Here is a 23,650-nt window from a genome sequence, read left to right on the forward strand (position 1 = left end):
CAAACTGAGGTAGAACACCCGACATGCGTTGGGGTTCCGTTGGCTCTTCGTTGGCTCACGAGGTAGCATGATAATACCTGAGAGGTATGTTGGAGCTTGAGATGACAGTGCAGGCTCTAAATATGTTTGGACCACAGAGAAACTTGGCTCTTCAGCCAGGTCCCGTATGGCCATCGTTCGAGCAATTCCGCAAGGTCGGTTCCTCTGCTTTAGCGCCAATTGGTAACGGTGTTGTCGGTGCTCTCACTACCCGTTCTGGCCGCTATCGAATCGTTGAGGAACATGACTTTCAGCGCCTGGTGGGGTTGGCTGCAGAAGTGGAGCGTCTGCGCAATGGCTTTCAGTTGATTATTGCAGCTAGCAAAGCCGTGCAGCGTCATCGCGATGATGCAACTGTAGAGACACTCATCCATTCAGTGAGTATGATTGGCGAACTGCCTTCTCTGCCTACCCGCATTGGTTTCGAGAAAATTGCTCCGGAAGGGCTGGAGTTAGATCCGGATGACGAAGTGATTTTGAATGTGGACGAGTTGGGGAGCGCCTTTGCTGCGCAGGATCCCACTTGAGCACACCGACCGATCTTGAAAGTCTGGAGGAGGCGCTACAGCAGTACTCCCACGACGATCGGGCCTTGAAGATCGTGCGAGAGTTTGCGGAAAGCCTGGGCAAAACGAGGAAACGGCAGGAAGTGTTCAACCGTCCGGGTGCTCTGGTGCAGCCCCCCATTCTCTACGAGGAGGCACTGGTACGGGAAATTCTCTCTAAAGAAGACGACGTTTTTACTTTTCTGCAGGGCGATATCGTGGGTACCGAGTCAGCTTATTTCATGGGCGAAAGGATAAACAACGGAAAATACGTCGTAGCTAGCTCTACCTGCGATCTGGTTCCAGGGCGACGGGAGTACGCTATCTTACTCAGGCTGAATCCAATTCGGGAGGACAATCCGAAAGCAGCAGCAGTTATTGGAGAATTGCTGTCTTTCAAATCTATTCGTCGCATGTACCTACCTCGTCTCGACGATGATGAATCTACAGTTTTGTGTAATGGCGTCGAACTCGACGGCGTTGCTCAGATCCGCATCGCCGAACTGCAAATGGCAACCCGTTATGGCAGCCTAAGTCTGGTTGGCTGGAGGGTGTTTGGTACACTCATCCGCAATTTAATAGCCAGGACTGGTGAGGCCGAAGTGAAGCTAAGAACACGCACTTGAGAAGCGGCGAGTGATCAGGCTGGAGATGATCGTGCCCTCCTTTGATATTTGCAGACAGATTCCGAGCGATAACCCTGGCGTCAGTTGGCAGATGGTGGCGGCAATCCTTGGAGCTGTCGTCTTCTTTGCCCTGCCCTTTCGGGCCTTTCAGACCGGCAAATTCAGCCCGCCGCTCAAGATCTTGGGCTTTTTTATCTGCCTGGGGCTGGCACTGCAGGGCTGGGTCTATGTCGCAGAGCCCACTAATCTTTAGTTTGTCGATACGAATACACGGAGAAGTCACTTCGGAAGCTGCTCCCTTACCCACTGACGGAAGGCTTTCAGCGCCGGACGTGTTCCTGTAGTTCGACTCATTTCTAAAAACCTCGAAATTCCCTCGATCACAGGGAAGTCGGGGAACGTCAAACTGACTGGGGACTCGACGTAATGACCGTCGCGTAGCACGTTGATTTGTAGCCCACCCTGTTCATATCGCCAAATCTCTGGCACCTGCAATGCTTCGTAGGCACTCAGTTGCGTTCTAGAAGTGAGATCAATTTCCAATGCCAGATCCGGTGGCGGGTCCACACTCAGATCAATCCGGTCTCTGCCAATCATCAGGGCATGATTTTGAATATAGAAACAATCATCTGGCTCAACGCCCACCTGCATCGCTTGCCGCTTGAGGGTAGTTGATCCTAACGATTCCCAATCCCTGTCAAGTTCGTCCAGTAATGTCGTGAGCAGGTAGGAGATAACAACTTTTACCTGCTCGTGTTTCGGCAGAGGAGCCACAATTTCTAACGTTCCTTTAAAGTAAACCAGACGGCTGCTCCGGTGGTCGCTCAGTTCTTCCAGGATGTCCTCAAACTGCTGCCAGTTCACCTTTCGCAGGACAATTCTCTGTCCAGGCACCAGTTCGAGTTGTGTAAGTTGAAGCTGCACAGCCATTGTCCGGTTTCATCCGCCTGTTCGGTTCAGAACTCCACTGCCCGAGTTTCCCAATGGTAGTTCAAGCTTACTGCAATGACTTTGGCACACCTAATCTGCCTTTTGCCGGGTGGCAGCTAAATCGGACAGCAAGCGGTCGTAGTTGAGCCAGGCTGCCTCCAGGTCCGGTTTGCTGGCGAGCGCCTGCCGATAGCACTCGAGCGCTTCTTCCAGGCGTCCCTGTTGCTGCAGGAGGTTGCCCAGGTTGTTGCGGGCACCGGCAAAGTCGGGGCGGAGCTTGAGGGAGCATTCCAGATGTTTCTGCGCCTCCGCCAGGGCTCCCCGTACCGCCAGCAGGTGGGCCAGGGTGACGTGCGCCTCGGCCAGGGCCGGATCGAGGGTAAGCGCCCGCTCACAGTGGACCTCCGCCTGGGCGGTCTTATCCAGCGACAGGTACACCTGGGCGAGCTGGTAGTGGGCCAGTGCGTCCTGGGGTTTGAGGGCGATGACCCGGCGCAGGGCGGCCTGGGCAGTCTGGGTGTCTCCAGCCTCCAGGGCGAGCATCCCGATTCCTGCTGTGGCATCGGGGTGGTCCGGATCGTGGCGCAGTATCCAGGCGTAGATGTCTTTTGCCTGTTGCCGCCGACCCGCCTCGTGGTGGCGCGCCGCCAGTTGCACCGCACGGGGGATCGCTATTGCGATCGGTGACAAATTTTGACTGCCGGTAGCCGACACAGCAGGGGCAGGGACGTAGGCCGGCTCTTTGCCGCACCACTGTCCCAGGGCGACGGCGAGCTGCTGGATCACCCCCTGCCAGTCGCCGGGGGTGGACTGGCGAAACAGCCGCGCACTCGGATACCAGGGGCTGTCGGAGCGCTGCAGCATCCACCGCCAGTCCGGTACACAGGGCAACAAGATCCACACCGGCAGGCCCAGCGCCCCCGCCAGATGGGCAGTAGCTGTATCGACAGTGATGATGAGATCCAGCTGGGTCATCGCCCAGGCTGTGTCGGCAAAATCCTGCAGATAGGGTCCGAGATCGACGATGTGCGCCCGGTAAGGCTCCAGTTCTGCTTTACCTGCCTCGCCTTTATAGAGGCTGAACCACGCAAGCTCCGGCCACTCCAGCAGGGGTGCCAATAGTTGCAGGGGACAGCAGCGCTTGCGGTCGTGGTAGCGCAGCCGGGTGGCAGACCAGACCAGGCCAACGCGCAAAGCGCCGGTAGCGCTCACCCGCCCAATCCAGGACGGATCAGCGGGAGCGGCGGGAGGGCGCAGGTAGGGCACCTGGGCCGGCAGCTCCGGACCAAAAAGACCGGGCAGACTGCCGAGGGGGGCGCAGAGATCAAAATCCGGCAGCGATTCTCCCTGCACCAGCAGCCCGTCGATGCCCCCGCAGGTAGAAAGCAACCGCCGCTCTGCCGGGCGACAGAGCAAGAAGACGCGGCTCGCTCCCCGCCCACTGACTAAAGGCGCGTAGCGGACAAACTGGATGGTGTCGCCAAAACCCTGCTCTGCTACCAGCAGCACCGCCCTGCCCGCCAGATCGCTGCCGTCCCAGCGCGGACGGCCCAGGATTGTCTCCGGCCTAGCGGCCCAACCGGTGCGCCACCGCCACTCGTAGGCTTGCCATCCCCGCTCAAAATCGCCCAATAGCAGGCGGAGGTAGGCGCAGTTGGCCTGGGCGTCCGCCAGATCGGGCTGCAGTTGCACGGCCTGTTCGTAGGCAACGAGGGCAGCCTGCGGGTCGCCCTGCTCTAATAGCGCGTTACCGAGGCCGTTGTGGGCCTCGGCGTAACCGGGGTCCAGGGCAATCGCCTGCCGGTAGCTGGCCTCCGCCCCCGGCGCGTCGCCCTGTTCTAAGAGCGCATTACCCAGGCCGTTGTGGGCAGCGCTCAACTGCGGATCGAGGGCAATCGCCCGCCGATAGCCGGCCTCCGCTTCCTCGGCCCGGCCCTGGGCCTCCAGAACCACCCCCAGATTGTTGTGGGCACTGGCATCGACCGGGTGCAGGGCGACCAGTTGGCTGAGCGGTGCCTCGGCGCTGAAGGGATCGCCCTGCAAGTACAAAAGAAGACCCAGCCGATGCAGGGCGTCCGGATGCTGCGGTGCAGCGTCGAGGATCTGGCAGTAGAGTGCGCGAGCGGCATCCAGCTCGCAGGAGCGGTAGTGCGCATCGGCAGTGCGCAGCCACCGGTCCAGAGGGGGAGTGCGCGACGGCGACGGTTTACCGAAACCTCTGGCCCGCTTCATACAAAAAGCCCTAGAACACGACCTCGACACCGGCTCGAAAGGTGGTAGGAGGCGAGAGCACACCGCCGCCGATAGCCAGGGTGCCGTCCGCCAGAATGCTGCGGTCGTTGAAGAGGTTGAACACCCCGCCGGTGAGGGTCAAACCGGGCACCAGCGGCACACCGAAGGTCAGATCCCAGCGGTTGTAGGGCAGGTAGTAGTGCGGACCACCGTCAGGGCGCGGCCTGAGACCCACGAATTGTCCTGTCAGCGCGACGCGGAACCCGCCGGGCGAGTTGTAGCGCAAAAGCACGTTGGTCGTATTGAACGGGACGTCCAGAGACTGGTAGTTGTAGAAGTAGCCCCCCTGAATGCCCCCGGAGCCGAGCGGCAGGTTCAGCCCGGTGGTGATGTCGGGGAAGGTGTTGAGCACCGGGTTGCCGACGGGGCGGGCATCGACGATCGAGTGGGAGGCAAAGATCTCGAACTGGGGCGTTACCTGCCAGTTAAAAGAAAAATCCCAGCCGGTGCTCAGGTACGACTGGGCGTTGACGTTGGTGATCAGGTTCTGGCAGGCCGGCACACCGTTGACTGTCGCCGGAATCGAGCCCACGCCGAAGCAGGGCGTAAACTGCAGCTGTGCCAGCTGCTCCGGGGTGAAGTTGGCATAGGCCGGGTTGTCGATTACCCCTTCGAGGGTGCTGATCTGGAGCGGTTGCAGGCTGATGGGCACGTTCTCGACGATGCCGTTGGTCAGTTGGGTGCGGTAGTAGGTCAGGCGAAACTGGGCGGAAGGGCCAAGGTTGAGATCGAAGCCAAAGTCGTAGCTCACACCGGTCTCGGGGCGCAAAAGCTGGTTGCGCACGTAATCTACCTGGCCTCCCAGATCGGACACCTGGGTGAAGCTGTAGCCGCCGTAGCCAAAAAGCTGGGATAGCCCCGGCGCTTTGAAGCTCTCGAACCAGCTGGCCCGCAGCGCCAGGATCTCCTGTTCTTTGGGACCGATGTTCCAGCGCAGGCCCGCCCCCGGCGTGGTAAAGGTGCCAAAAAAGTCGTCGGTGGTGATGCGCGTGCCCAGATCGAGCACGACCGCCTCATCGAAGAAGCGCCACTGGTCGGTCAGGTAAGCCGACCAGCTGTTTTTATAAAAATCGACGGCGAAATAAGGCGAAACCACCGGCTGCGGCAGTGGCTGGAAGAACCGGTTGAAGGAGGTAAGCGGTTGCTGGTTTCCCCCGGCCCCTACCACCGGCGTCGCCGTGTAGCGGGCGTAGTTGTACTGCAGGCCCGTGTTGAACGTGTTGGCGGGCGACACATCCAGGGTGTAGCGCAGTTGGGCGTCCACCAGATTGGCGGAGACCAGGCGCGTACCGGGGGAAGAAGGGTTGTCCGCAAAGCTGCTCGCCCAGGAACCCTGGAGGTTCAGACGGCTGCTGGGCGAAGGCTTCCAGTCGTAGTTGAGCGCCGCTGTAAATTCGTCGAGAGCCTGGTCCCCCCGGCCACTGAGCGCCTGGTCCGCCGGGGTCGGGGTGACGTTGACATCGCAGCGGGTGTAGGTACGCCGCTCGGGGTTGTCCGAGAACGGATCGATGGGGGGCAGCAACCGGCCCCCGTCGAACAGTTCCAGCGAGATGCCGTAGTTCTCGGGCACGATGCGGCAGCGCGGCACCAGGTTGGGAGCGGCAAACTGGTCGCCGGTGCGGGAAGAAAGCTTCAAAAACGTCAGCGTCAGCGTATGATCGCTGCCCGGCTGGTAGACGAACTTAGCCAGAAAATCGTCGTTGAAGGTGTACCCGGAGCGAAAGGGCTTACTAAAAGAAATCGGTATCTGGTAGAGAACGTTGTTTAAGGCTGCAGCCGAGGTGGGCGTCGAAGGCGCGTCCGGCGGCACCAGCGCTTCGACACCGGTTCCCTGCAGGGCGATCCCCTCGCCCACCGGCTCCTGGTAGTAGGTGCCGAAGTAGTTGTTATAAGCGCTGCGCCGCTCGTAGTTGAACTCATAACCAAAAAAACCCGCCGTGGTCGGAGCAAGTTCGTTGCTGCCGGTGAGGTTGAAGGTGTAGCGGCTGAAGCCGTAGCTGCCCTGTTCGCTGCGCAGCCGGACCCGCGCCGGTCCCTGGGGCACGCGGGTGATGATGTTGATCGCTCCGCCCACCGCGTCCGCGCTGTAGAGCAGCCCGGCTCCGCCGGTGATCACCTCGATGCGCTCGATATTGGTCACCCCAACCCGACCGAGGTCGATGGAGCGGTTGTTGCCCGGACGGGTGGTCGGGCGGCCATCCACCAGCACCAGAAAACGCCGCGAGTCCAGACCCCGCAAGAAGGTGCCCCGCTCGGTATCGATGCCGCCTAGAGAGTTGGTGGCAAAAAAACCAGGGGAGAGCTTGGTGAGGGCGTCGGAGATTGTCACCGCTCCGCTCGCCTCAATTTGCTCTTTTTTAATCTCGTAGCGCGTCACCGTCTCCCGCCGCTGGGGCCGGGTCCGGCGGGTGCCGGTCACCTCGACCTCCGCCAACTCCTCCCCCTCTTCTTCTGCCTGCGGGGCAGATGGCGTGCGCTGCTGGGCCGGATCGCCCTGGGCGGCAAGCAGTGCCAGCTCACCAACGTCGATGAGCGGTCTTGCCGGCATATTCAGATCTCCTGCGCTGCCTGCCGCCCCCCTGCGCAACTGCTCCAGGCGAACCACCCCTGAAGGAGTCTCCTCTGCCCAGGCTGCCGGGCTGAGCACCAGAAGCAGCAGTCCCAGCGGCCATCGCTTTTTTACCCCCCGCCTTCCTTGCACAAGATTTCCCATCGTGACTAACTCCTCAACGCACATACCACTACCACAATTGACACTCGCTCACAACACTATCAAAGACACAGAAACATTATTGCTCGACTTGTGAGTTGCTGTCGTTTTAACCTGGATTTAATCGTCTTTAACCTGACATTAACCTTCTCATGAATTTCTCATGAATTTCTCATAAAACTCATTCTTGTGGCCAGCCCAGCACCGCTGTATCCACGAAGGTGGGGCTTCTCAGCCTTTCTACCCAAGAAAGCCAACTGATTTTAATTGTTTCTCTGTGGCGCGCATTTTTCAATTTTCTGACTTTACTTGTTTGCGCTGTATGGGGTACAGTTTGGATCAGTATTCAGTCCGGGGCTCAAAATTTTTGTGTCTGTTCAAAAATTTATGTGCCTGCGGTCTGTCTTCAAGAGTGTCAAGACCGTGTAGTGTTTTGTCGGGAGTAGATCATGCGCAGAATCGTCCTGTTTCTGTCATTGGCTGCCTTGCTTACGATCGCAAGTCATCCAGCCCAGGCGATTGGGGTCGAGACCCTGAGCGAGGGTTTCGAGGATGTCAGTGCTCTACCGGGCGAGGGTTGGTCGCTTGTCAATCAGAGCAACCCGGCCTTCGATGACCCCACCGATCCGCTGCAGGGCTGGTTTCAGGGCACTTCCGACTTGTTTACCACCAGCGACGGACCCTCCAATTCCTACATCGCGGCAGATTTCAGCAGCACCCCCGGCGATCCGTTTACCGGCGTGGGCACGGTCAACAACTACCTCATCACCCCAGAACTCGACATCAGCCAGGGGGGAGCCTTCTCCTTCTCCACCCGGACTTTCGTAGGCGCTGAGGGAAACTTTTCGCTCAACGTGCTGCTGTGTACCACCGACTGCAGCAACACGGCCAACTTCAACACCTCGCTGCTCAGCCTCTCCAACAATCAAGCCCAGGGTTCTTTCTATCCCGGTTCGCTTGCTTCCAGCGACGCCTTTGAGAACTTCTCGGTCGATATTGCTGCCCAGGCAAACGGCGAAGCAAGCCGCATCGCCTTTCAGTTCACCACCCCCGAGGGTGGCACCGCCAGCACGACCTTTCCTGCCGTCGGCATCGATACGGTGAACTACGTTCCCGAACCCACGGTGGGAATATCCTCCGGGCTGCTTCTTTTGCTGGGTGGAGCTGCCCTGCGCCGTCGCTGGCGGCCCCGCAGCTAAAGAGCACATACGAATGAGTAGCCGTCCGGGGTTCGCTCGAACCCCGGACGGCTGCTATTTAAGGGGAGGTGATGGCGCTTACGCAGGCGCGGGCCTGGGCGCGCAGGTCGTTTCGCTGCTGGATCGTGCTGCCGGTGGTCAGCACGACAAAGCCAAGGCCCTGGGCGACCTGATCGTTGGCACCGAGGCGACCGAAGGGAGCGTTCCCCAGAATGTTGAGAAACAGGCCACGGGCCGCATCTGCCTGATCGGCACTGGGATAGCGGCTATACAGCAGGGCGTAGGTGGCACCGACGATCGGGTAGGCGGCGGGGTTGGTGGGCAGCACCGGCAGGCTGGAGGGATTGACCTGCAGCACGCAGGGGTAGGAGGAGTTGGTCGCCTGCAGAGCGACACTGCCCAGGCTGGAGCGGATCGTCGAGACCACCGGAGCGACAAATCCGCCCCCCGAAGCGGGGTTCTGCACCAGGGCCGAGCGGGGAGCCGGTTGACCGCTGGGGGTGTTTGTCGAAAAAGGTGCTGTAAAGGAAGCTTCTGCGTAGCCGACGGCGAAGCTGGTGCTCGCTACGGTATTGACGATGCCGTCGTTGCCCGCGACGCGCACGAAGCGGGCTGTCTGGGGCAGGCCGGTCGGGAAGGTGTTGACCCCGCCACTCAGGTAGTAACCGGAGCCGCAGGCCGCTGCCAGGTAGGAGGTGAAGATGTTGGTGGTGCCGCTGCTGTCGGAGCGGATGATGACGTTGATGGGCCCGCTCAGACCGCCGGTGCCCTGGATCTGGCTCCAGTCGGTCAGGCTGCCGTCGAAGATACCGCACAGGTCACTGGTGCTGAGGCTGAGGGTCGAAGTCAGGTTGTTGTTGTAGGCGAGGGCGACCGCGCCAAAGACGGTGGGCACCTGGATGGGCAGCCCACGGCTACCCTGGCGGTTTGCGGCGTAGCTGCTGAGTTCGCTGGAGCTGAGGGGCACGTCGCTGCCGGCAAAGAGCGGAGGGTTGGCTGTCGAGGTGGTAGGAAAAACCGCCGGGGCGGCGGTGCCGTTGCCGGGAGTGACGATGCCGCCGGAGAAACTCGCCGTGTACGAGCAGGTGGCAGAAGCCGAGGCGGTGCCGACAAAAACGGCGCGACCGTTGCCGCTGCCGGTCAGACAATAGTTGTACTGAACGGTGTTGGCGCGGGGAGAGCCGGTCGGGGTGGTCGGTTGCGTGCCGACAGCGCCGGTCTGGCCACCGGTATTGGCCGGGATGGCAATGCCGAAGTAGTCTGCGAAGCGCCGGTAGAACAAACCAGGGAAAGTGGCACCGTTGCCGAAGTACTGGGTGCAGTTACCTGGAATCGTAAAACCGCCGGAAGCGTTGGCCCGGCTATCCGCAGAGACGCAGGACAGCGATTGTGCCTGGGACGGTTGCGAGACGGCGAGCAGGCCAGAGGCACTGAGAGCGGCCACGGACAGAGAAAATGCCCATACCGAACGGTGACGAGACTTGATCTTTCTTGTCATACAAAACTCCTCGTTGTAGCTGGGGTGCAGGTTGTTGCTCAGTAGCGGCAGGGTTCAGCAGGTGGCGATTACCTGGGCCGATTCAAAACCGCCTGCTGCCATGAACGAACGCTGCAGGACGAACGTGCGGCAAAGACCGCTGGGGGTGCCCTTTAGAAAATGCAAGTAAATAATAGGGTCGCCTGATTAAGAAAAGGTAATCGTTTGATGAGAATTTGAGGGCTGCTGTGTCTGGCCCGGTCCCGACGACAACCAGTTACTCTGGGCCAGAGACCACCTGCTCCAGAAACTTTTCTAGAGCGCTCACGCAGGCAGTGTCCTCAAAAAGCGCCGCCAGGTTCTGGTCGATGCGGGCCTGGATCTGCTGCCGCCAGAGCGGATCGATTCCAAGGCGCAGGGCAATCTCGACGTAGTGCTCTCCATCCCTCGCGATGGTTTCCTTCAGGCCCAGCCCCTGCAGGGCGGCGGCGGCGAGTCTGCTGCGCATCAGGAAGCCAGGACAGGTGACGACCGGCAAACCGAGGGCCAGGGCTTCCAGGCTCGTGTTGCCCCCGGAGAAGGCGAAGCTATCGAGAAACACGTCCGCTAGCTGGACAAGGTGCAGGTAGTCGGTGTAGTTCTGGCGGGGCAGGAGGTGGCAAAAGTCGCTCCATTCAAGGCTCCTGGCGGCAAAGGCGCGCTTCAGGCGCTCGCGGAAGACGGCGGTGATCTTCTCGCTCGGGTGGGCAATAAAAACAAAGCGGGCAGCGGGCAACTGGCAGGCAATCTGGGCAAAGATGCCGTCGTGCTGGGGCAGGTACTTAAAGAGCGACTGGCAGCACAGGTAGAGCACCTGCTCGTCTTCGAGCCCAAAGAAGGCGCGGTTTCTCGTGGGATTGGGGGGCGGCGGGGCGGGGCGAGGGTAGCAGACCCCGAGGCGCGGCAGCCGAACGAGGGTTTCGCTGTAGTGGCGCTGGGGATTGTCCGGTGGCTCCATCGCTTCGCCAGAAAGATAGTAGTCGATGGTGGGCAGGCCGGTGGTGACCGGATGGCCCCAGGCGGCGCACTGCACAGGGGCAAGGCGCAGAGCGGCCATCTGGGTCGTAAGCGGCTCCATGCCGATGTCTGGATAGACAAGAACGTGCAGCCGGTCGGAGAAAACCTGCCCGCAGACGGGTTCGAGAGCACCGGGCAGGTGGTGGAAGTGGTCGGCGGCGCTTTTGAAGGCGGCGGTTACGGCGTCGGTCTCAGGGCCACTGTGGTAGCAAAAGATCTCAAATCGGCTGCGATCGTGGTGGCGCAACCAGCCCAGCAGCCAGCGGGTGCCGCTGTGGCCCAGGAGGTGGGCCGAAGCGTAGCCGACGCGGATCTTCTCGCCCGGCTTTGGTGGGCGAACCGGCAGATCGCCCGCCCACTGCGGATAACTGGCCGCCAGCACGCGGGCGACCAGATTGCCGTAGCCGCCTTGCAAATCTGTATCGTCGAGGCCCTGGTACTGCAGATAAAAATTGACCTGGCTCCCGCTCGCTGCCAGTGCCCGCTCCCGCTCCGCCGCCGTGGCAAGGGGCGTGTTCGCGCATAACGCTTCGAGGCCGGCTGCGAAGCGCTCGCGCCAGAAGGCGATCTCGGTTTCGCTGCGATAGATGGGCGGCAGGGCGAGCCGGACCCGCCAGCGGGCGGCGGTGTCCAGTGGATCGATCGCAAGGGCCTGCTCGTAGCTAAAAAGCGCCTCCTGCATCTGGCCCTGGGCTTCGAGGACGGTGCCCAGGTTGGTGTGGATGCGGGCTTGGTCCGGGGCGAGGGTGAGGGCGCGGCGGTAGCACGCCTCGGCCTCCGCCAGATCGCCCCGCTCCTGCAGCAGGTGGCCCAGGTTGTTGTGGCTCAGCCCATGATCCGGCTGGAGGGCGAGGGCCGCCCGGTAGGCAGTTTCGGCCCGCTGGGGTTGGCCCAGTTGATCGAGGACGTTGCCCAGGTTGTAGTGGGCCTCGGCTAGATCGGGAGCAAGGGCAGTCGCCCGCTCGTACTGCCCCAGCGCTTCTAGGAACCGGCGATCGGCTTCGAGGGCGTAGCCCAGTGCCAGGTGGGCTTCTGCGTTGCCGGGCTTGAGGGCGATTGCCCGTTCGTAGCAGCGGATCGCTTCTTTGAAGCGCCCCTGAGCCACCCGGATATGGCCCAGGTTGTGGTGAGCCTGGGCGTAACCGGGTAGTCGCTGGGTTGCCTGCTCGACGAGGAGAGCAGCCTGCTCGTGGTCGCCCTCCAGGTGATGGACCACCCCGAGGCCGTGCAGAGCCTCCGCCCGCTCCGGCCAGCGCTCGAGAATCTGCCGGTATATCCCAGCGGCGCGGGTGTGGCGGCCTGCCTCCAGGTTGGCTGCTGCAACTTCGAGGGCTTCGCGCACGAGAGCCTCGTCCGGCGGCGGTTTTTGAGCCCCGCCAAATCCCCTGGCTTTGCCCATCGGACTGGCAAGAAGCTAGAGGACCGGTGGCTCGGGGTTGCTGCCCAGCGGTTCGAGGTTGAAGAGCGTCTGCAGCGTCTGCAGCGCCCGGCGGCGCGCCTCGACATCGCGCTGGGCGCGCAGCTGCACCATCGGATCGTGGAGGATCTTGTTGACGATGGCACGGGTGAGCGAATCGATGATGCCCTGGTGCTTTTCGCCAAACTCGGTGCCCAGGCGCGAGAGCGCTTTTTCGAGTTCCTGCTCGCGGATGGTCTCGACTTTTTGGCGCAGGGAGTTGATCGTCGGCACCGCCTCGAGGTTGCGCCACCAGTCGAGAAATTCGTCGAGTTGCTGAAGAAGAATGTCTTCGCACTGCTGGACCATCAGCTGGCGGTAGGCGCGGTTCTCCTCGACCACCTGCTTGAGGTGATCGACGTTGAATAGATGTACATTCGACAGCTCCTCGACATCGACGGCGACGTTGCGCGGCACGGCGATGTCGAAGATCATCAAGGGCTGTTCGCGGCGCACCTGGCTCAGTCGCTCGTAGTTGATGAGCGGCTCGCTCGCCGAGGTGCAGGTAAAGATCAAGTCGGCAGCGCCCAGGTGATTGCCCAACTCGTCGATCGTGGCCACCGGCAGCATCAGGCCAAACTGCTCGACCATCTGGGCCGCCTTTTCGAGGGAGCGGTTGAGCACGATGATCTGGCGCGCTCCCTTGGAGATCAAGTGGCGCAGCACCAGTTCGCCCATCTTGCCCGCTCCCACCACCAGGCAGCGCTGGTCCTGCAGCGAGCGGCGGTTCTTTTTGCGCATCGCCATCTCGACCGCCGCCGAGGAGACGGAGATCGCCCCTTTGCCGATGTCGGTCTCCTCGCGCACCCGCTTGCCGCCGGTGATCGCCGCCTTGAAGAGCTGGTTGAGAATGCGATCGACGCCTTTTCCTTGCTGGGCCAGCTTGTGGGTCACCTTGATTTGAGCGAGGATCTGCCCTTCGCCCAGCACAATCGAATCGAGCCCGGCGGCCACCCGCATCAGGTGCATCACCGCATCTTGATGGAGCAGGGTAAACAGGTGCCGCTGCAGCATCGGCAGCGCCACCCCCTTGCTCTCGGCTAAAAACTGGGTCACTTCCCGCAGGCCGTGCTCGCTGTCGCGGAGCACCGCGTAAATTTCAAGCCGGTTGCAGGTGCTCAAGATTGCGCACTCGGCAATCTGGGAACAACTGCGCAACCGCGAAACATATTCAGCTACCTGTTGCTCAGGAATGCTGACTTTTTCTCGGATTTCGACTGGTGCAGTTCGGTGGCTCAACCCAATGACCGCGATCTGCATCCACGCTCTCCCACTGCGCTTGTAGCGCCTCATACTGTAGCACATTGCACTTTGCAGAGCGTGGCGAGGAGTGTTAGATAAAGGATCATGCAACTTTCTGTTACAAACTGGCGCTGGCGAGACCAGCCCATCGCCTTCCAGGCCGCCGGGGAGGCCCACCGGGGCAAGCAACCGCCCCTGGTGCTCGTTCACGGCTTCGGCGCTTCGGCGGGCCACTGGCGCAAAAACCTGCCGGTGCTCGCCCAGACCCGGCCCGTCTGGGCCATCGACCTGTTGGGCTTCGGTGCCAGCGCCAAGCCCGATCCCCGGCAGGTGCCCTACACCTTCGAGACCTGGGGCGAGCAGATAAGCGACTTTGTAAAGGAAGTGGTGGGCGAACCGGCGATCCTGGTCGGCAACTCGATCGGGGCGATCGTCGCCCTGGAGGCGGCGGCGAGTGTGCCCGACTGTGCCCGAGGAGCAATTTTAATCAACTGCTCGCTCAGGCTGTTGCACGAGCGCAAGCGCTCCACCCTCCCCTGGATTCGCCGCGCCGGGGCTCCGCTGTTGCAGCGGCTCCTCTCGGTGCCGGCGATCGGCCACTTTTTTTTCGAGCGGTTGCGCCGCCCCGAGACGGTGCGCAAGATCTTAAAGCAAGCCTACGTCCGCCCCGAGGCGATCACCCCTGAACTCGTCGAAATTCTCACCCGTCCCGCCGCCGATCCCGGAGCCTTCGCGGTCTTTCAGTCCTTTATCAACTACGCCAGTGGGCCGCTACCGGAGGATCTGCTTCCTCAGGTGCGCTGTCCGGTCTACATCCTCTGGGGCAAGGACGACCCCTGGGAACCCTACGACCTTGCGGCCCGAACGCTCCCGGCCTTTGCTGCCGTCCGGGCCTTTTGCGGCATCGACCGAGCCGGTCACTGCCCCCAGGACGAAGCGCCGGAGGAGGTGAACCGGCAACTCGTCGCCTGGGCTGAGGCGATTACTGCAGGTAATCCCTGAGCCCCTGCAAGATCGCCTCGGCGATCCGGTCTTGATAATCTGACTGCAGCAGTTGGGCGCGCTCTTGATCGTTGGAGATAAAGCCGACCTCCAGCAGCACCGCCGGTACGGCGTTGTGGCGGGTGACGTAGAGGCCGCGCACCCGCACCCCCCGGTCGGGCTTGCCGGTATATTCGACGATCCGCCGGTGCAGGGCGTAGGCGAGGCGGGCGCTGCGCTGGTTGGTGTAGTAAGTTTCGATGCCCTGGATGTCGTCGCGGCCCGGCATCATGTTGATGTGGACGCTGATGAAGAGCCGGGCGCTGGTGTTGTTGGTGACATCGACCCGCCCCTGCAATGAGATGAACGTGTCGTCGGGCCGCGAGAGGATCGTGTTGAAGCCTGCCTTGCGCAGTTTGTCGCTCACGTGGCGAATGATGCTCAGGGTCAGGTCTTTTTCGTCTACGCCGCTGCGCTGGGCACCGGGATCTTTGCCGCCGTGGCCGGCGTCGAGCACAACCTTGAGGCCGTTGGGATTGTTCGGAAGCGGGTCGTAGGTGGCCGAGGAGGACGGCGGCGGCAACTGGTCCTTGGTGATGAGCGGCAGCAAGATCCGGCGGCGGTCCGCATCGAGGGGACGCGGGTCGCCCACGCGCGTTCCCGGCAGCACCCGGATGAGGGCGACGACCGTGCGATCGTCCGTCTGCTTGAGCCGCAGGCTGTCGATCGGGCTGGTGGCGCTGATCGTCGGGCCGGAGAAATTATCGGGCAGTTGGGCGGGCTCAAAGACGAGGCGATATTCGTTCGGGTTTTCCCAGTTGGTCGAAAGCTGGGGGGGCCTATCGGTATTGAAGACGATGCCCTCGGGGGTGAGCTGCGCCGACTGCAGCGTGGCTTTCTCACCCTGGGGAGCGGTGGGCAGATTGGCGCTGCCGGTGGGCCGGACGAGCACGCCCCCGAGATCGGGCCGGTAACTCGCTTCCCAGAGCGAGGTGGTATCGTTGGGCGTCAGCTCAAGCACCGCCCGCGCTACGGGCGGGTTGTCCTGAAATTGTCCGATGCGCAGGCGGGTGACGTTTTGCTGATTGGTGGCGATGCTGCGGTTGGTAAAACCTGTACTCAGCTCAGCGCTGTCGATATCGACGACGATGCGCGGCGGCAACTCCTCAAGGCGACGGGCATCCGCCCGCACCGCTCCTGCAGTCTTGATCAAAAAGCCCTCCGGGCGCACCTCCATACCGCTTACCTCGACGCTGCGGGCCGCCGTCCCCGGCAGCGGTGTGATCGTGGGCGGATAGACAGGCGACACAGGCGGGGACGGACTCGCGGGCACGGGCGGCGGTGGCACGTTCGGCAACAGCTGCACCAGCCACTGCTCAGGGGCGACCCGCCGCAGGCGGACCTGGGCGGGCTGCAATGCCGGTGCGCCATCGGCCATCTCGATCACCATCCGGGCGGTCTGCGGATCGAACTGCCCGGCGCGCACGATCCGCACCGGGCCGCTCGGCACCGGCTGATTTGCCGGGGCAGCCAGGTCGGTGCCCGGCAGATCGACTACCACCCGCCGGGGATTCTCGACAATCTGTACGCGGGGCTGTACGGCACCGTCGGTAAATAAGGAGAGCCGCTGGGCCTGAGAATCGAATCGCCAGCCGGTCAACTGCGGCATTGCCAGGACAACACCTGAGCCTGCCAGATAAAAGGTCGAAGCCAGAAGACCGGCCACAGACCACCGCCCAACCCTGTTGTTCCTCACACGCGTTGCCAAAATTTTCAATTACTATATCAACTCTTCGCCGCCAGAGGCTGCGAGAAAGCGCAATTTCCCTCGCCCCTGGGGGACCGCCCGGTGCCTGCAGGGGAGAATCCCCCACTCCAGAAGTCACCGGCCCGATCGGGCCAGTACCTGGTTGACATCGCGCAGAGCGAATATTAGATTGAGGGTAGTTGAGAATTAGTTGCAGCAAGTAGCGCCCCGAGGAAAGCCCGCCAAGCTATGGAATTCACGCAGATCCCCTCCGAATGTTCCCAACTGGTCGCCGTGCATCCCTGGGAGCGAACGATGGTCCAGCAACGTCTCGAAGATTTGGGCATTCCGACGCGCCTCTCGCCGGACGGCCAGTTACTGGCTCTGCTGGACCCAGGCGAAGCCGGCATTCAGCAGGCGCGCCAGTTGCAGCTGGTGTTGTTTCGCTTTCGCGGTCGGCGCGGTGAGATGATCGACTGGCTCGAAAATTGCTGGTCGCGCTGACGGCCTGTTTTCGCCAGTACTTTCTGCCAGATGCTTGCAACACGCTTGAGCCCTGATCTGCACTCGTAGGTGTTTCAACGCGGGCAGTGCGTTTCAGGTCACGAGAAATCAGCGTTTCACCCCGGCTTGACAAATCAGGGTTGGAGCGGTTTTCACGTTGACTCAGTACTATAGCCGCAGCCAGTAAACCCCCCTGCCGCATCCTTTGGTTGGATGCTTGAGCGCGGCATCGTCACCTACCAGACCGTCCATTACGTCAGAATGTACTGCAGAAGTGTTGGGGATGCGATGCGGCGGCTATTGGCGATAGCTATAGGGATCATCGCGAATGGGCTTGGGGCAGTTCAAGCTGAGCCACTGGGAGTGGGTTTTCGGCAGCTCCAGCTTAAAGATCCAGTGGGCGGCGGGTCGATGCAGGCCGTGGTCTTCTATCCTGCGAGCGGGCGCACCAAGCCCACAACCGTGGGACTGTATCTGGTCGATGCCTCCCCTGAAACCGCTCTGCTTGGAGGCAAGCATGGACTGATCGTGCTCTCCCATGGCAGCGGCGGCGGTGCCCTCGGCCACCACGACCTGGCCACAGCGCTGGCCCACAGGGGGTTCATCGTGGCGGCAGTGGAGCATCCACGGGACAACTACCACGACCAGAGCGGCTCCGGCACCGCTGCGGTGCTGATCGCTCGCCCAAGGCAGCTGTCGGCCCTCATCGATGCTGATCGCTCGCCCAAGGCAGCTGTCGGCCCTCATCGATGCCCTGCTCGCAGACTCTGTATTCGCTCCCCACATCCAGGCTGAGCAGATCGGGGCGGCGGGCTTCTCAGCGGGGGGCTTCACGGTGCTCACTCTGGCAGGGGCGAAACCTGAGTTTGGGCTGTTGAGCCAGTACTGCCGCAAATATCCAACAGATCGCAATTTTTGCGGTCCGCGCCAGCGCCGCACTGCCCGAGCGGGCCTGACTGTTCAAGCGGACGCTCGGGTGCGGGCCGTCTTCGCCATCGCTCCGGTCGGGGTGTTCTTTGACAGAGCCAGTCTCGCCCCTGTGACCATTCCGGTGTACCTCTACGCTGCCCAAAAAGACGCGGTACTGCTTCCCAGCGAGAACGCCGATCGCATCCGAAAGGATTTGCCCCATCCACCCGAATACAAACAGGTAGCCGGTGCGGGCCACTATGTCTTCCTCGCTCCCTGTACCTCCGAGCAGGCGGCGTTCATCCCCAATCTATGTAGCGATCCGCCTGGTGTGGATCGCCGGGCCATTCATACCAGGCTGAACACTGATGCAGTTGCCTTCTTCACCCGTGTTCTCGCGGGCCTTCAGTAAGAGGGGGTTTGTAAATCAGATTCTAGAATGAGAGGATGACAGGCAGTCTTTAAGATCCTTATATCTGGCTATGAGCCGACTCAGGCTCGGAAGGCTAGCAAAAACATGATTTACAAACATCCTCTATACTCTGAGGCGCACTTCTTCGAGGTCGAGGTCGTGCTCGATGCGCAAGAGCACCTCCTCGTTGATCGTGCCCTCGTTGCGCAGCTTGACGACGATCTGGCGCTCGGCGGTGAGGGCGGCCTGCTGCATCTGAACGTCGGCCCGGAAGCGGCGGCTGAATTCGGCGTAGGAACCCCTGCCCTCCTCCTCGGCGACGATGCTCTCCAGGCAGCGCAGGCGGAAGGTGTACTGTTCGCGCAGCCTCCGGACGATCGCCGAATCTTCGTAGTCCTCCGGCTGGGCAGCGATGAGTGCCTCGATCCGGACCAGAGCCGCCTCAGCGGCGAGGCGGCGGGCGGTAAATTCTTCCCGTTCGCTCAGCCCATCGTCGGCCAACCCCAGCCAGTGGATCAAAAAAGGCAGGCTCAACCCCTGCAGCACCAGGGTGACCAGGATCGCGCTGAAGGACAGGAAGATAATCAGCTCCCGCTGGGGAAAGGGCTGATTGCTGGCGGTTAATTCTGGTAGGGCGAGGGCGGCAGCGAGGGAGACGACGCCGCGCATTCCCGTCCAGCCGATCATAAAGAGCCCCTGCCAGGAGGGGAGGGGATCGCGCTTGGCCAGTCCCGGTATCAGTAGCCGGGGCAGGTAGGCCGCCGGGAAGACCCAGAGCAACCTGAGAACGATCGTCGCGCCGCAGATCGCGGCGGCGTAGGTGATCAAGTTTGCAGCCGAATACTGGGCCAGATCTTCTTTGACCACCGCCGGGAGCTGCAGGCCGATCAGGATAAAGGCGAGGCCGTTGAGGATAAATTCGACCATCTCCCAGACAGCGATCGCCTGGATGCGGGTGGCCGGGCTCATAATTTCGGGGCTGCGCCAGCGGTGGTAGAGTCCCACCGTCACCACCGCCAGCACGCCGGAGACGTGCAGTTGTTCTGCGATCAAGTAGGCACCGAAGGCGCTCAGCAGGGTCATGCAGATCTCGATCGGCGCGTCGTCGATCTGCTTTTGCAGCCACGCTTCTATCCAGCCCACCGCAAAGCCCACGGCGATACCGCCTGCGATCAAGAGCACAAACTGCAGTCCGGCCTCGACGAGCGAAAAGCTACCGGTGACGGCGGCGGCGACCGCAAAGCGGTAGGCCACCAGCCCCGAAGCGTCGTTGACCAGACTCTCGCCTTCGAGGATCGTCGTGATCCGCCGGGGCACCCCAAGCGACTGGGTAACTGCCGCCGCTGCCACCGCATCCGGGGGCGAGATAATCGCTCCCAGGGCAAAGGCTGCCGCCCAGGGCATCTGCGGAATCAGCGCGTGGGCGATCACGGCGACGACTGCCGTGGTGAGAAACACCAGATTGATGGCAAGCAAAGAGATTGGCCGCAGGTTGGCCTTAAAGTCGCGCCAGGAGGTGCGCCAGGCTCCAGCGCACAGCAGGGGCGGCAAAAAGAGCACAAATACCAGTTCCGGCTCCAGCTCGACGCGGGGCAGCCCCGGAATCAAACTCAAAGCCAGCCCGCCCAGTACCAGCAAGATCGGATAGGAAATGGCGAGCTTCCTGGCCAGTAAAAAAAGCACCGAGACGACCAACAACAGACCCAGTATCAGTTCCACCTCATGCATGGCTGTCCTTCTCCCCCAGGTCGTAAGTGCTGTCTTTGCTCTCGAAGCTAACGCACTGCCCTTGAGAATAACAGCTGGACAACCTGGCAGGTACATTTTTTTGCGACTTGCAGCTATTTTACTGAAGCACTGTCCTTCGTTGCCCTGCATTGCGGCGGGTAGCATGAATTTTCAAGTTCACCCCTAAGAAAGCCTCAAAGGAGAGTACGATTAATGAAATCATATATACGAAGCAGTGCCGCAGGCAGGTGTTCCGGTGCCCGAGTCGTTGGTTCTGGGAGCAACAGCGATGAACGAAGAATTTTCGGTAATCAACGGACGGATCTGGGGTTTTGAGCACCCCGGCGACATGATGCCCGTACCGTTGCCGCTGGCGATGACCAGTAACGGCCTGATGGTGCATTTTTTTGGTGAGGCGGCTCAGCTTTGGGAGCGCAAGGGTTGGGCGAGGCCGGTGCATCTGCCGTACCGCTTCCTCGCCGGCGGCGGTCTTCTGGTGATCGAGAGTTTGCTGGAGATGGCAGAGTCTGACGGTTTTTTGCCGGCGGTGCCGCTGCCGGTACTGGAGGGTACTTAATTTTTAGACAACCAGCGACATAAAAAGACGAGGCTTTCGAGCCGCTGTTGTTTCACCCACCACTTCGACATCTATGGCCGGTTCCCTGGCTCCCCACCGCGAACAGTCGCTCGATTCTCTCGCCCTCGCACTGCAAAGCGCCCAGCACCGGCTGGCGGTCTGGGAGGCAGAACATTCCTCCCACCGTCTGCCCGGCTGGTCGTCGCAGACCAAAGAGCGTACAACCCTGCTCGCGGCCCGCTCCGCAGCCCTGCAGACGCTCTACACCCAGATCAACCCGCCGCTGGAGCATTTTCTGCGCGTCCGGCGCTGGCAGTTCAGCCGCAGCGGCAGCGTCGAGGATCTGCGCAATCAGATCTGGCTGGCGCTGCTCGATCGCATCGGTGGCTTCGATCCTGAGCGTGGAACGTTCAGCGCCTGGTTTTACAGCTACGTCGTGCTACTGGTGCTGGGACGGGCCAAACGTGAAAATGCCCGCCAGGGAACGCGCCTGCGCCCCCTGGCGGACTCGGAGCTATCGGACGCCTGTGGCTGCGAGCGCCTGGACTTTCCTGCCGAGTGCGCCAAAATTCTGCACACCACCCTGGCCGCCCTGCCGGTCCGCTGGCGGGCGATCGTGCTCGGACTGTATTACTGCGAGGTGCCCAAAAAACAGAAGGAACTGGCAGCCGAATTGGGGATCACCCCCGCTGCCGTCAACCAGACCAAGGCAAAAGCCCTTGCCCAGCTGCGCTCGGCCCTGAGCGCCGCCGACTGCGAACCTTAGGAGATCCAGGCGATGACTAACTTTGACCCGTTCGAGATGCGCCTGCGCCGCCAGTTGCGCTCCCGGAGCTACTCCTACGAGCAGACCCTCGAAGCGTACTGGTGTGAACAGTGGCAGGAACTCGTCGAGATGACACCTGAAGCGATTGCTGCCCTCTACGCTGAGCAGCGGGCGAACATCAGCGCCGCCCGCACCCTGCCGGGTGTTCTTAGAAACCTGCGAGTCGCCCGGCCTCTATCTCAAAGCTTTTTGCCCTGGCAACCAGCCGGCGACAACCCCTGGCAGCGCGCCATTCTCGTCAGCTTCGTAGGCTCGATCACCCTGCACGCCCTGCTCATGGCACTGAAACTTCCGGTTCCCGAGGCACCCCCACTGCCCACCGCCCCAAAAGTGCTACTGGTCGAATCTGCCCCTTCCCCCAAAATTGCCCCAAAACCCCTCCCTCCCAAGTCGGAGCCACGCCCGCACATCGTTCGCACCGATGTCCCCCAGAAGGCAAAAGCCTCCCGTCCCATCCTGAGTACGAAGGCAACCACTCCGAGCGAATCAACCCTCTCCGAAAAAGCCCTGGCCGGTTCACGGGGCACCGGTTTCGGCAGAGAGGTCGGCAACGACAACGGCAGCGCCAGTCCAATCGGAGTGGATGACGGTACCGGCAGCGTTACTCCGGTAGAAGCGCCTCCAGCGCCGCCGCCGTTAGTGAATGCGAGGCCCAAAGGAGCGGTGCAGCCGGACTATCCCGAGATCGCCCTGCAAAACAACTGGGAAGGCAAGGTGATCGTCAAGGCATACATCAACGCCGACGGCAGCGTAGGCGAGGTGCGGGTGGCCCGCTCCTCCGGTCATGACGAACTCGATGAGGCGGCACTCGAAGCGGTGAGGCGGACGCGCTTCGAGCCCGCCCACCGGAGCGAGGAGGCCGTCGCTACCTGGGTGCGGGTGCCCATTACCTTTTCGCTCGATTGAGTATGGGAAGGTCTAATCCCCTTCCCTCCAAGGAAGACAAGCCTGCAACTGACTTCACTTAGCCCCTCTGCAGCCCAGTTACAGTGAACCCCCCCTCGTATATTGCTATTGGTTCCAAGGTAGCGGTGAGGACTGTGCCCCCCCTTGCGGCTTTGACCGCGTGGAAGAGATTGTCCCCCGCTATCAAGGACCGGCAAAGCTGAACCGTATCGAGTGGCACTGACCACGTATCACGAGGCTAGACTTTTGCCGTCCTGCGGAACTTGCCTACCTCCTCTGAAGCTTCAACTGGAGACACTCATGCAGCGAGACGGTTCACAAAACGACTATCAGCTATTTGTCGGTATTGATGTGGCGGCACTCACTGTCACTGCCGCCTGGCTGCTCACCCACGCAAAGCCTACCGCTGCCATCACACTGCCCCAAACCCCCGAAGGACACTGCCAATTGGCCGAACGCTTACTCGCCGTCTGTCCCACCGCCGCTGAGGTGTTAGTGGTCATCGAAGCCACAGGCTCCTACTGGATGCGACTGGCCACATTTCTGGCGCTCAAAGGTTTTGCCGTCAGTGTGGTCAACCCCGCTCAGTCTCATTACTTTGCCAGGGCACTGCTCAAGCGTTCCAAAAGCGATGCGCTTGATGCCCAGACGCTTGCCCAACTCGCTGCCGCCCTGCAACCTGGTCTTTGGCAGCCGCCGCCTGAGATTTATTACCAACTCCAACAGCGCCTGCAGCATCGCGATGCCTTGCTGCAGCAACGCCAACAACTGCACAACCAGTTGCACGCTCTGCGGCAATTTCCGTTGGTGGTGGCGGCGGTACAAGCGAGTCTGGAGCAGTTGAGCCACACCTTCGATGAGCAGATTGCGCAGATGGAAGCTCAGCTAGAAGCGCTGCTCGCCCAAGACTCGCTTTGGCATCAAGCTGCAACCAAGCTGCGCACTATCAAAGGCATTGGGTCTGTCACCGCTGGGTGGGTGTTGGTGAGTACCCTCAACTTCGGCTGCTGTGCAACGGTGGAAGCGGCGGTGGCCTACGCGGGTCTCGCTCCCCGCTCCCACCGTAGCGGCACCAGCCTTCATAGACCAGAGCGCATCGGCCATGCAGGCAATGCCCGCTTACGCACGGCGCTGTATATGGCGAGCTTGAGTGCGATCCGCTGCAATCAGCAGATTAAAAGCTTTTACCAGCGGCTACGAGCAGCCGGTAAACCGGCAAAGGTAGCGCTTTGCGCTGCGGCTCGCAAACTCTTACACATTGCCTGGGCGGTTGTGAAAACAGACACGCCTTTCGATGCAGAGCACGGCAGGTTGGTTTGCTTGCAGTAGGGCGGAGGAAGAGAAGAAAGGAGGAGGCTGCTTGACTCTCAATACCGTATCTCTTCTCCTCTGCCCGGCGGGGCAGGGGAGGAGAGCGGGGGGCAGGGGGGGTGTGGAGGGGTGGGGAAAAAGCTCCTTAAACTCCCAACTATTTACAGTTACAGATCA

At 61.5% G+C, this 23,650-nt stretch carries 20 protein-coding genes; 12 read left to right on the forward strand and 8 right to left on the reverse strand.

Translation table 11 applies throughout. The annotated features are described in order from the left end of the window. Positions 1–101: 101 nt before the first annotated feature. From GKIL_RS02620 to GKIL_RS02630, 3 genes are read left to right on the forward strand one after another with little or no spacing between them, the layout of a single operon-like run. Positions 102–566 (forward strand): hypothetical protein, encoded by a 465-nt coding sequence (locus GKIL_RS02620; RefSeq protein ID WP_023171822.1) that lies wholly within the window; start codon positions 102–104, stop codon positions 564–566. Beyond that, complete coding sequence (locus GKIL_RS02625; RefSeq protein WP_023171823.1) at positions 563–1,210, forward strand: hypothetical protein; 648 nt, start codon at positions 563–565, stop codon at positions 1,208–1,210. The genes GKIL_RS02620 and GKIL_RS02625 overlap by 4 nt, the downstream gene beginning before the upstream one ends. Before the next feature lie 10 nt (positions 1,211–1,220). Further along, positions 1,221–1,463 carry a hypothetical protein gene (locus GKIL_RS02630; protein ID WP_041243673.1) on the forward strand — a complete coding sequence of 81 codons (243 nt, stop codon included), beginning with the start codon at positions 1,221–1,223 and terminating at the stop codon, positions 1,461–1,463. 26 nt (positions 1,464–1,489) lie between these two features. Here the strand turns inward: GKIL_RS02630 and GKIL_RS02635 are convergent, their stop codons facing one another. The 3 genes from GKIL_RS02635 to GKIL_RS02645 all read right to left on the reverse strand — a co-directional run bounded on the left by GKIL_RS02635 (position 1,490) and on the right by GKIL_RS02645 (position 7,145). Further along, positions 1,490–2,140: a Uma2 family endonuclease gene (locus tag GKIL_RS02635; RefSeq protein WP_023171825.1), complete on the reverse strand. Its 651-nt coding sequence runs from the start codon at positions 2,138–2,140 to the stop codon at positions 1,490–1,492. Positions 2,141–2,230: 90 nt separating this feature from the next. Further along, positions 2,231–4,372, reverse strand: a complete 2,142-nt coding sequence (locus GKIL_RS22170) for a tetratricopeptide repeat protein (protein WP_023171826.1) — start codon at positions 4,370–4,372, stop codon at positions 2,231–2,233. A 10-nt stretch (positions 4,373–4,382) separates the two neighbouring features. Further along, the gene (locus GKIL_RS02645; RefSeq protein WP_023171827.1) at positions 4,383–7,145 is read right to left on the reverse strand and encodes a TonB-dependent receptor plug domain-containing protein; all 2,763 of its coding nucleotides are present in this window, start codon (positions 7,143–7,145) and stop codon (positions 4,383–4,385) included. Between the two features lie 446 nt (positions 7,146–7,591). On the opposite strand from GKIL_RS02645, the gene GKIL_RS02650 reads away from it, so the two are divergent. Next, positions 7,592–8,341 (forward strand): choice-of-anchor J domain-containing protein, encoded by a 750-nt coding sequence (locus tag GKIL_RS02650; protein ID WP_023171828.1) that lies wholly within the window; start codon positions 7,592–7,594, stop codon positions 8,339–8,341. Between the two features lie 58 nt (positions 8,342–8,399). Here the strand turns inward: GKIL_RS02650 and GKIL_RS22175 are convergent, their stop codons facing one another. The 3 genes from GKIL_RS22175 to GKIL_RS02665 all read right to left on the reverse strand — a co-directional run bounded on the left by GKIL_RS22175 (position 8,400) and on the right by GKIL_RS02665 (position 13,590). Then, entirely contained in the window at positions 8,400–9,839 is a 1,440-nt protein-coding gene (locus GKIL_RS22175) for a substrate-binding domain-containing protein (RefSeq protein ID WP_023171829.1), read from the reverse strand. A gap of 256 nt (positions 9,840–10,095) precedes the next feature. Further along, the gene (locus GKIL_RS02660; protein WP_023171830.1) at positions 10,096–12,273 is read right to left on the reverse strand and encodes an O-linked N-acetylglucosamine transferase, SPINDLY family protein; all 2,178 of its coding nucleotides are present in this window, start codon (positions 12,271–12,273) and stop codon (positions 10,096–10,098) included. A gap of 15 nt (positions 12,274–12,288) precedes the next feature. Further along, positions 12,289–13,590, reverse strand: coding sequence for a glutamyl-tRNA reductase (locus tag GKIL_RS02665; protein WP_023171831.1), 1,302 nt, complete (start codon positions 13,588–13,590; stop codon positions 12,289–12,291). An 87-nt stretch (positions 13,591–13,677) separates the two neighbouring features. Here GKIL_RS02665 and GKIL_RS02670 point away from each other — a divergent pair, with 87 nt between their 5' ends. Beyond that, positions 13,678–14,574 (forward strand): alpha/beta fold hydrolase, encoded by an 897-nt coding sequence (locus GKIL_RS02670; protein WP_023171832.1) that lies wholly within the window; start codon positions 13,678–13,680, stop codon positions 14,572–14,574. On the opposite strand, the gene GKIL_RS02675 is transcribed toward GKIL_RS02670, so the two are convergent. Further along, positions 14,555–16,279, reverse strand: coding sequence for an N-acetylmuramoyl-L-alanine amidase (locus GKIL_RS02675; RefSeq protein WP_041243674.1), 1,725 nt, complete (start codon positions 16,277–16,279; stop codon positions 14,555–14,557). The genes GKIL_RS02670 and GKIL_RS02675 overlap by 20 nt on opposite strands. Before the next feature lie 270 nt (positions 16,280–16,549). On the opposite strand from GKIL_RS02675, the gene GKIL_RS02680 reads away from it, so the two are divergent. The 3 genes from GKIL_RS02680 to GKIL_RS24060 all read left to right on the forward strand — a co-directional run bounded on the left by GKIL_RS02680 (position 16,550) and on the right by GKIL_RS24060 (position 18,125). Beyond that, on the forward strand, positions 16,550–16,804 hold the full coding sequence (locus GKIL_RS02680) for an Asr1405/Asl0597 family protein (RefSeq protein WP_023171834.1): 255 nt from the start codon (positions 16,550–16,552) through the stop codon (positions 16,802–16,804). 213 nt (positions 16,805–17,017) lie between these two features. Next, on the forward strand, positions 17,018–17,599 hold the full coding sequence (locus GKIL_RS24465) for an alpha/beta hydrolase family protein (protein ID WP_144080298.1): 582 nt from the start codon (positions 17,018–17,020) through the stop codon (positions 17,597–17,599). Further along, positions 17,514–18,125, forward strand: coding sequence for an alpha/beta hydrolase family protein (locus GKIL_RS24060; RefSeq protein WP_023171837.1), 612 nt, complete (start codon positions 17,514–17,516; stop codon positions 18,123–18,125). The genes GKIL_RS24465 and GKIL_RS24060 overlap by 86 nt, the downstream gene beginning before the upstream one ends. A gap of 123 nt (positions 18,126–18,248) precedes the next feature. Here GKIL_RS24060 and GKIL_RS02690 read toward each other — a convergent pair whose 3' ends face one another. Next, positions 18,249–19,853, reverse strand: a complete 1,605-nt coding sequence (locus GKIL_RS02690) for a Na+/H+ antiporter (protein ID WP_023171839.1) — start codon at positions 19,851–19,853, stop codon at positions 18,249–18,251. Positions 19,854–20,142: 289 nt separating this feature from the next. On the opposite strand from GKIL_RS02690, the gene GKIL_RS02695 reads away from it, so the two are divergent. The 4 genes from GKIL_RS02695 to GKIL_RS02710 all read left to right on the forward strand — a co-directional run bounded on the left by GKIL_RS02695 (position 20,143) and on the right by GKIL_RS02710 (position 23,491). Then, on the forward strand, positions 20,143–20,430 hold the full coding sequence (locus tag GKIL_RS02695) for a hypothetical protein (protein ID WP_023171840.1): 288 nt from the start codon (positions 20,143–20,145) through the stop codon (positions 20,428–20,430). A 73-nt stretch (positions 20,431–20,503) separates the two neighbouring features. Continuing rightward, entirely contained in the window at positions 20,504–21,196 is a 693-nt protein-coding gene (locus GKIL_RS02700) for an RNA polymerase sigma factor (RefSeq protein WP_023171842.1), read from the forward strand. 12 nt (positions 21,197–21,208) lie between these two features. Then, complete coding sequence (locus tag GKIL_RS02705; protein WP_023171844.1) at positions 21,209–22,162, forward strand: energy transducer TonB; 954 nt, start codon at positions 21,209–21,211, stop codon at positions 22,160–22,162. Positions 22,163–22,462: 300 nt separating this feature from the next. Then, positions 22,463–23,491, forward strand: coding sequence for an IS110 family RNA-guided transposase (locus tag GKIL_RS02710; RefSeq protein ID WP_023171280.1), 1,029 nt, complete (start codon positions 22,463–22,465; stop codon positions 23,489–23,491). The last annotated feature ends 159 nt before the right edge of the window (positions 23,492–23,650 follow it).

Source organism: Gloeobacter kilaueensis JS1 (assembly GCF_000484535.1).
Classification (GTDB): Bacteria; Cyanobacteriota; Cyanobacteriia; order Gloeobacterales; family Gloeobacteraceae; genus Gloeobacter; species Gloeobacter kilaueensis.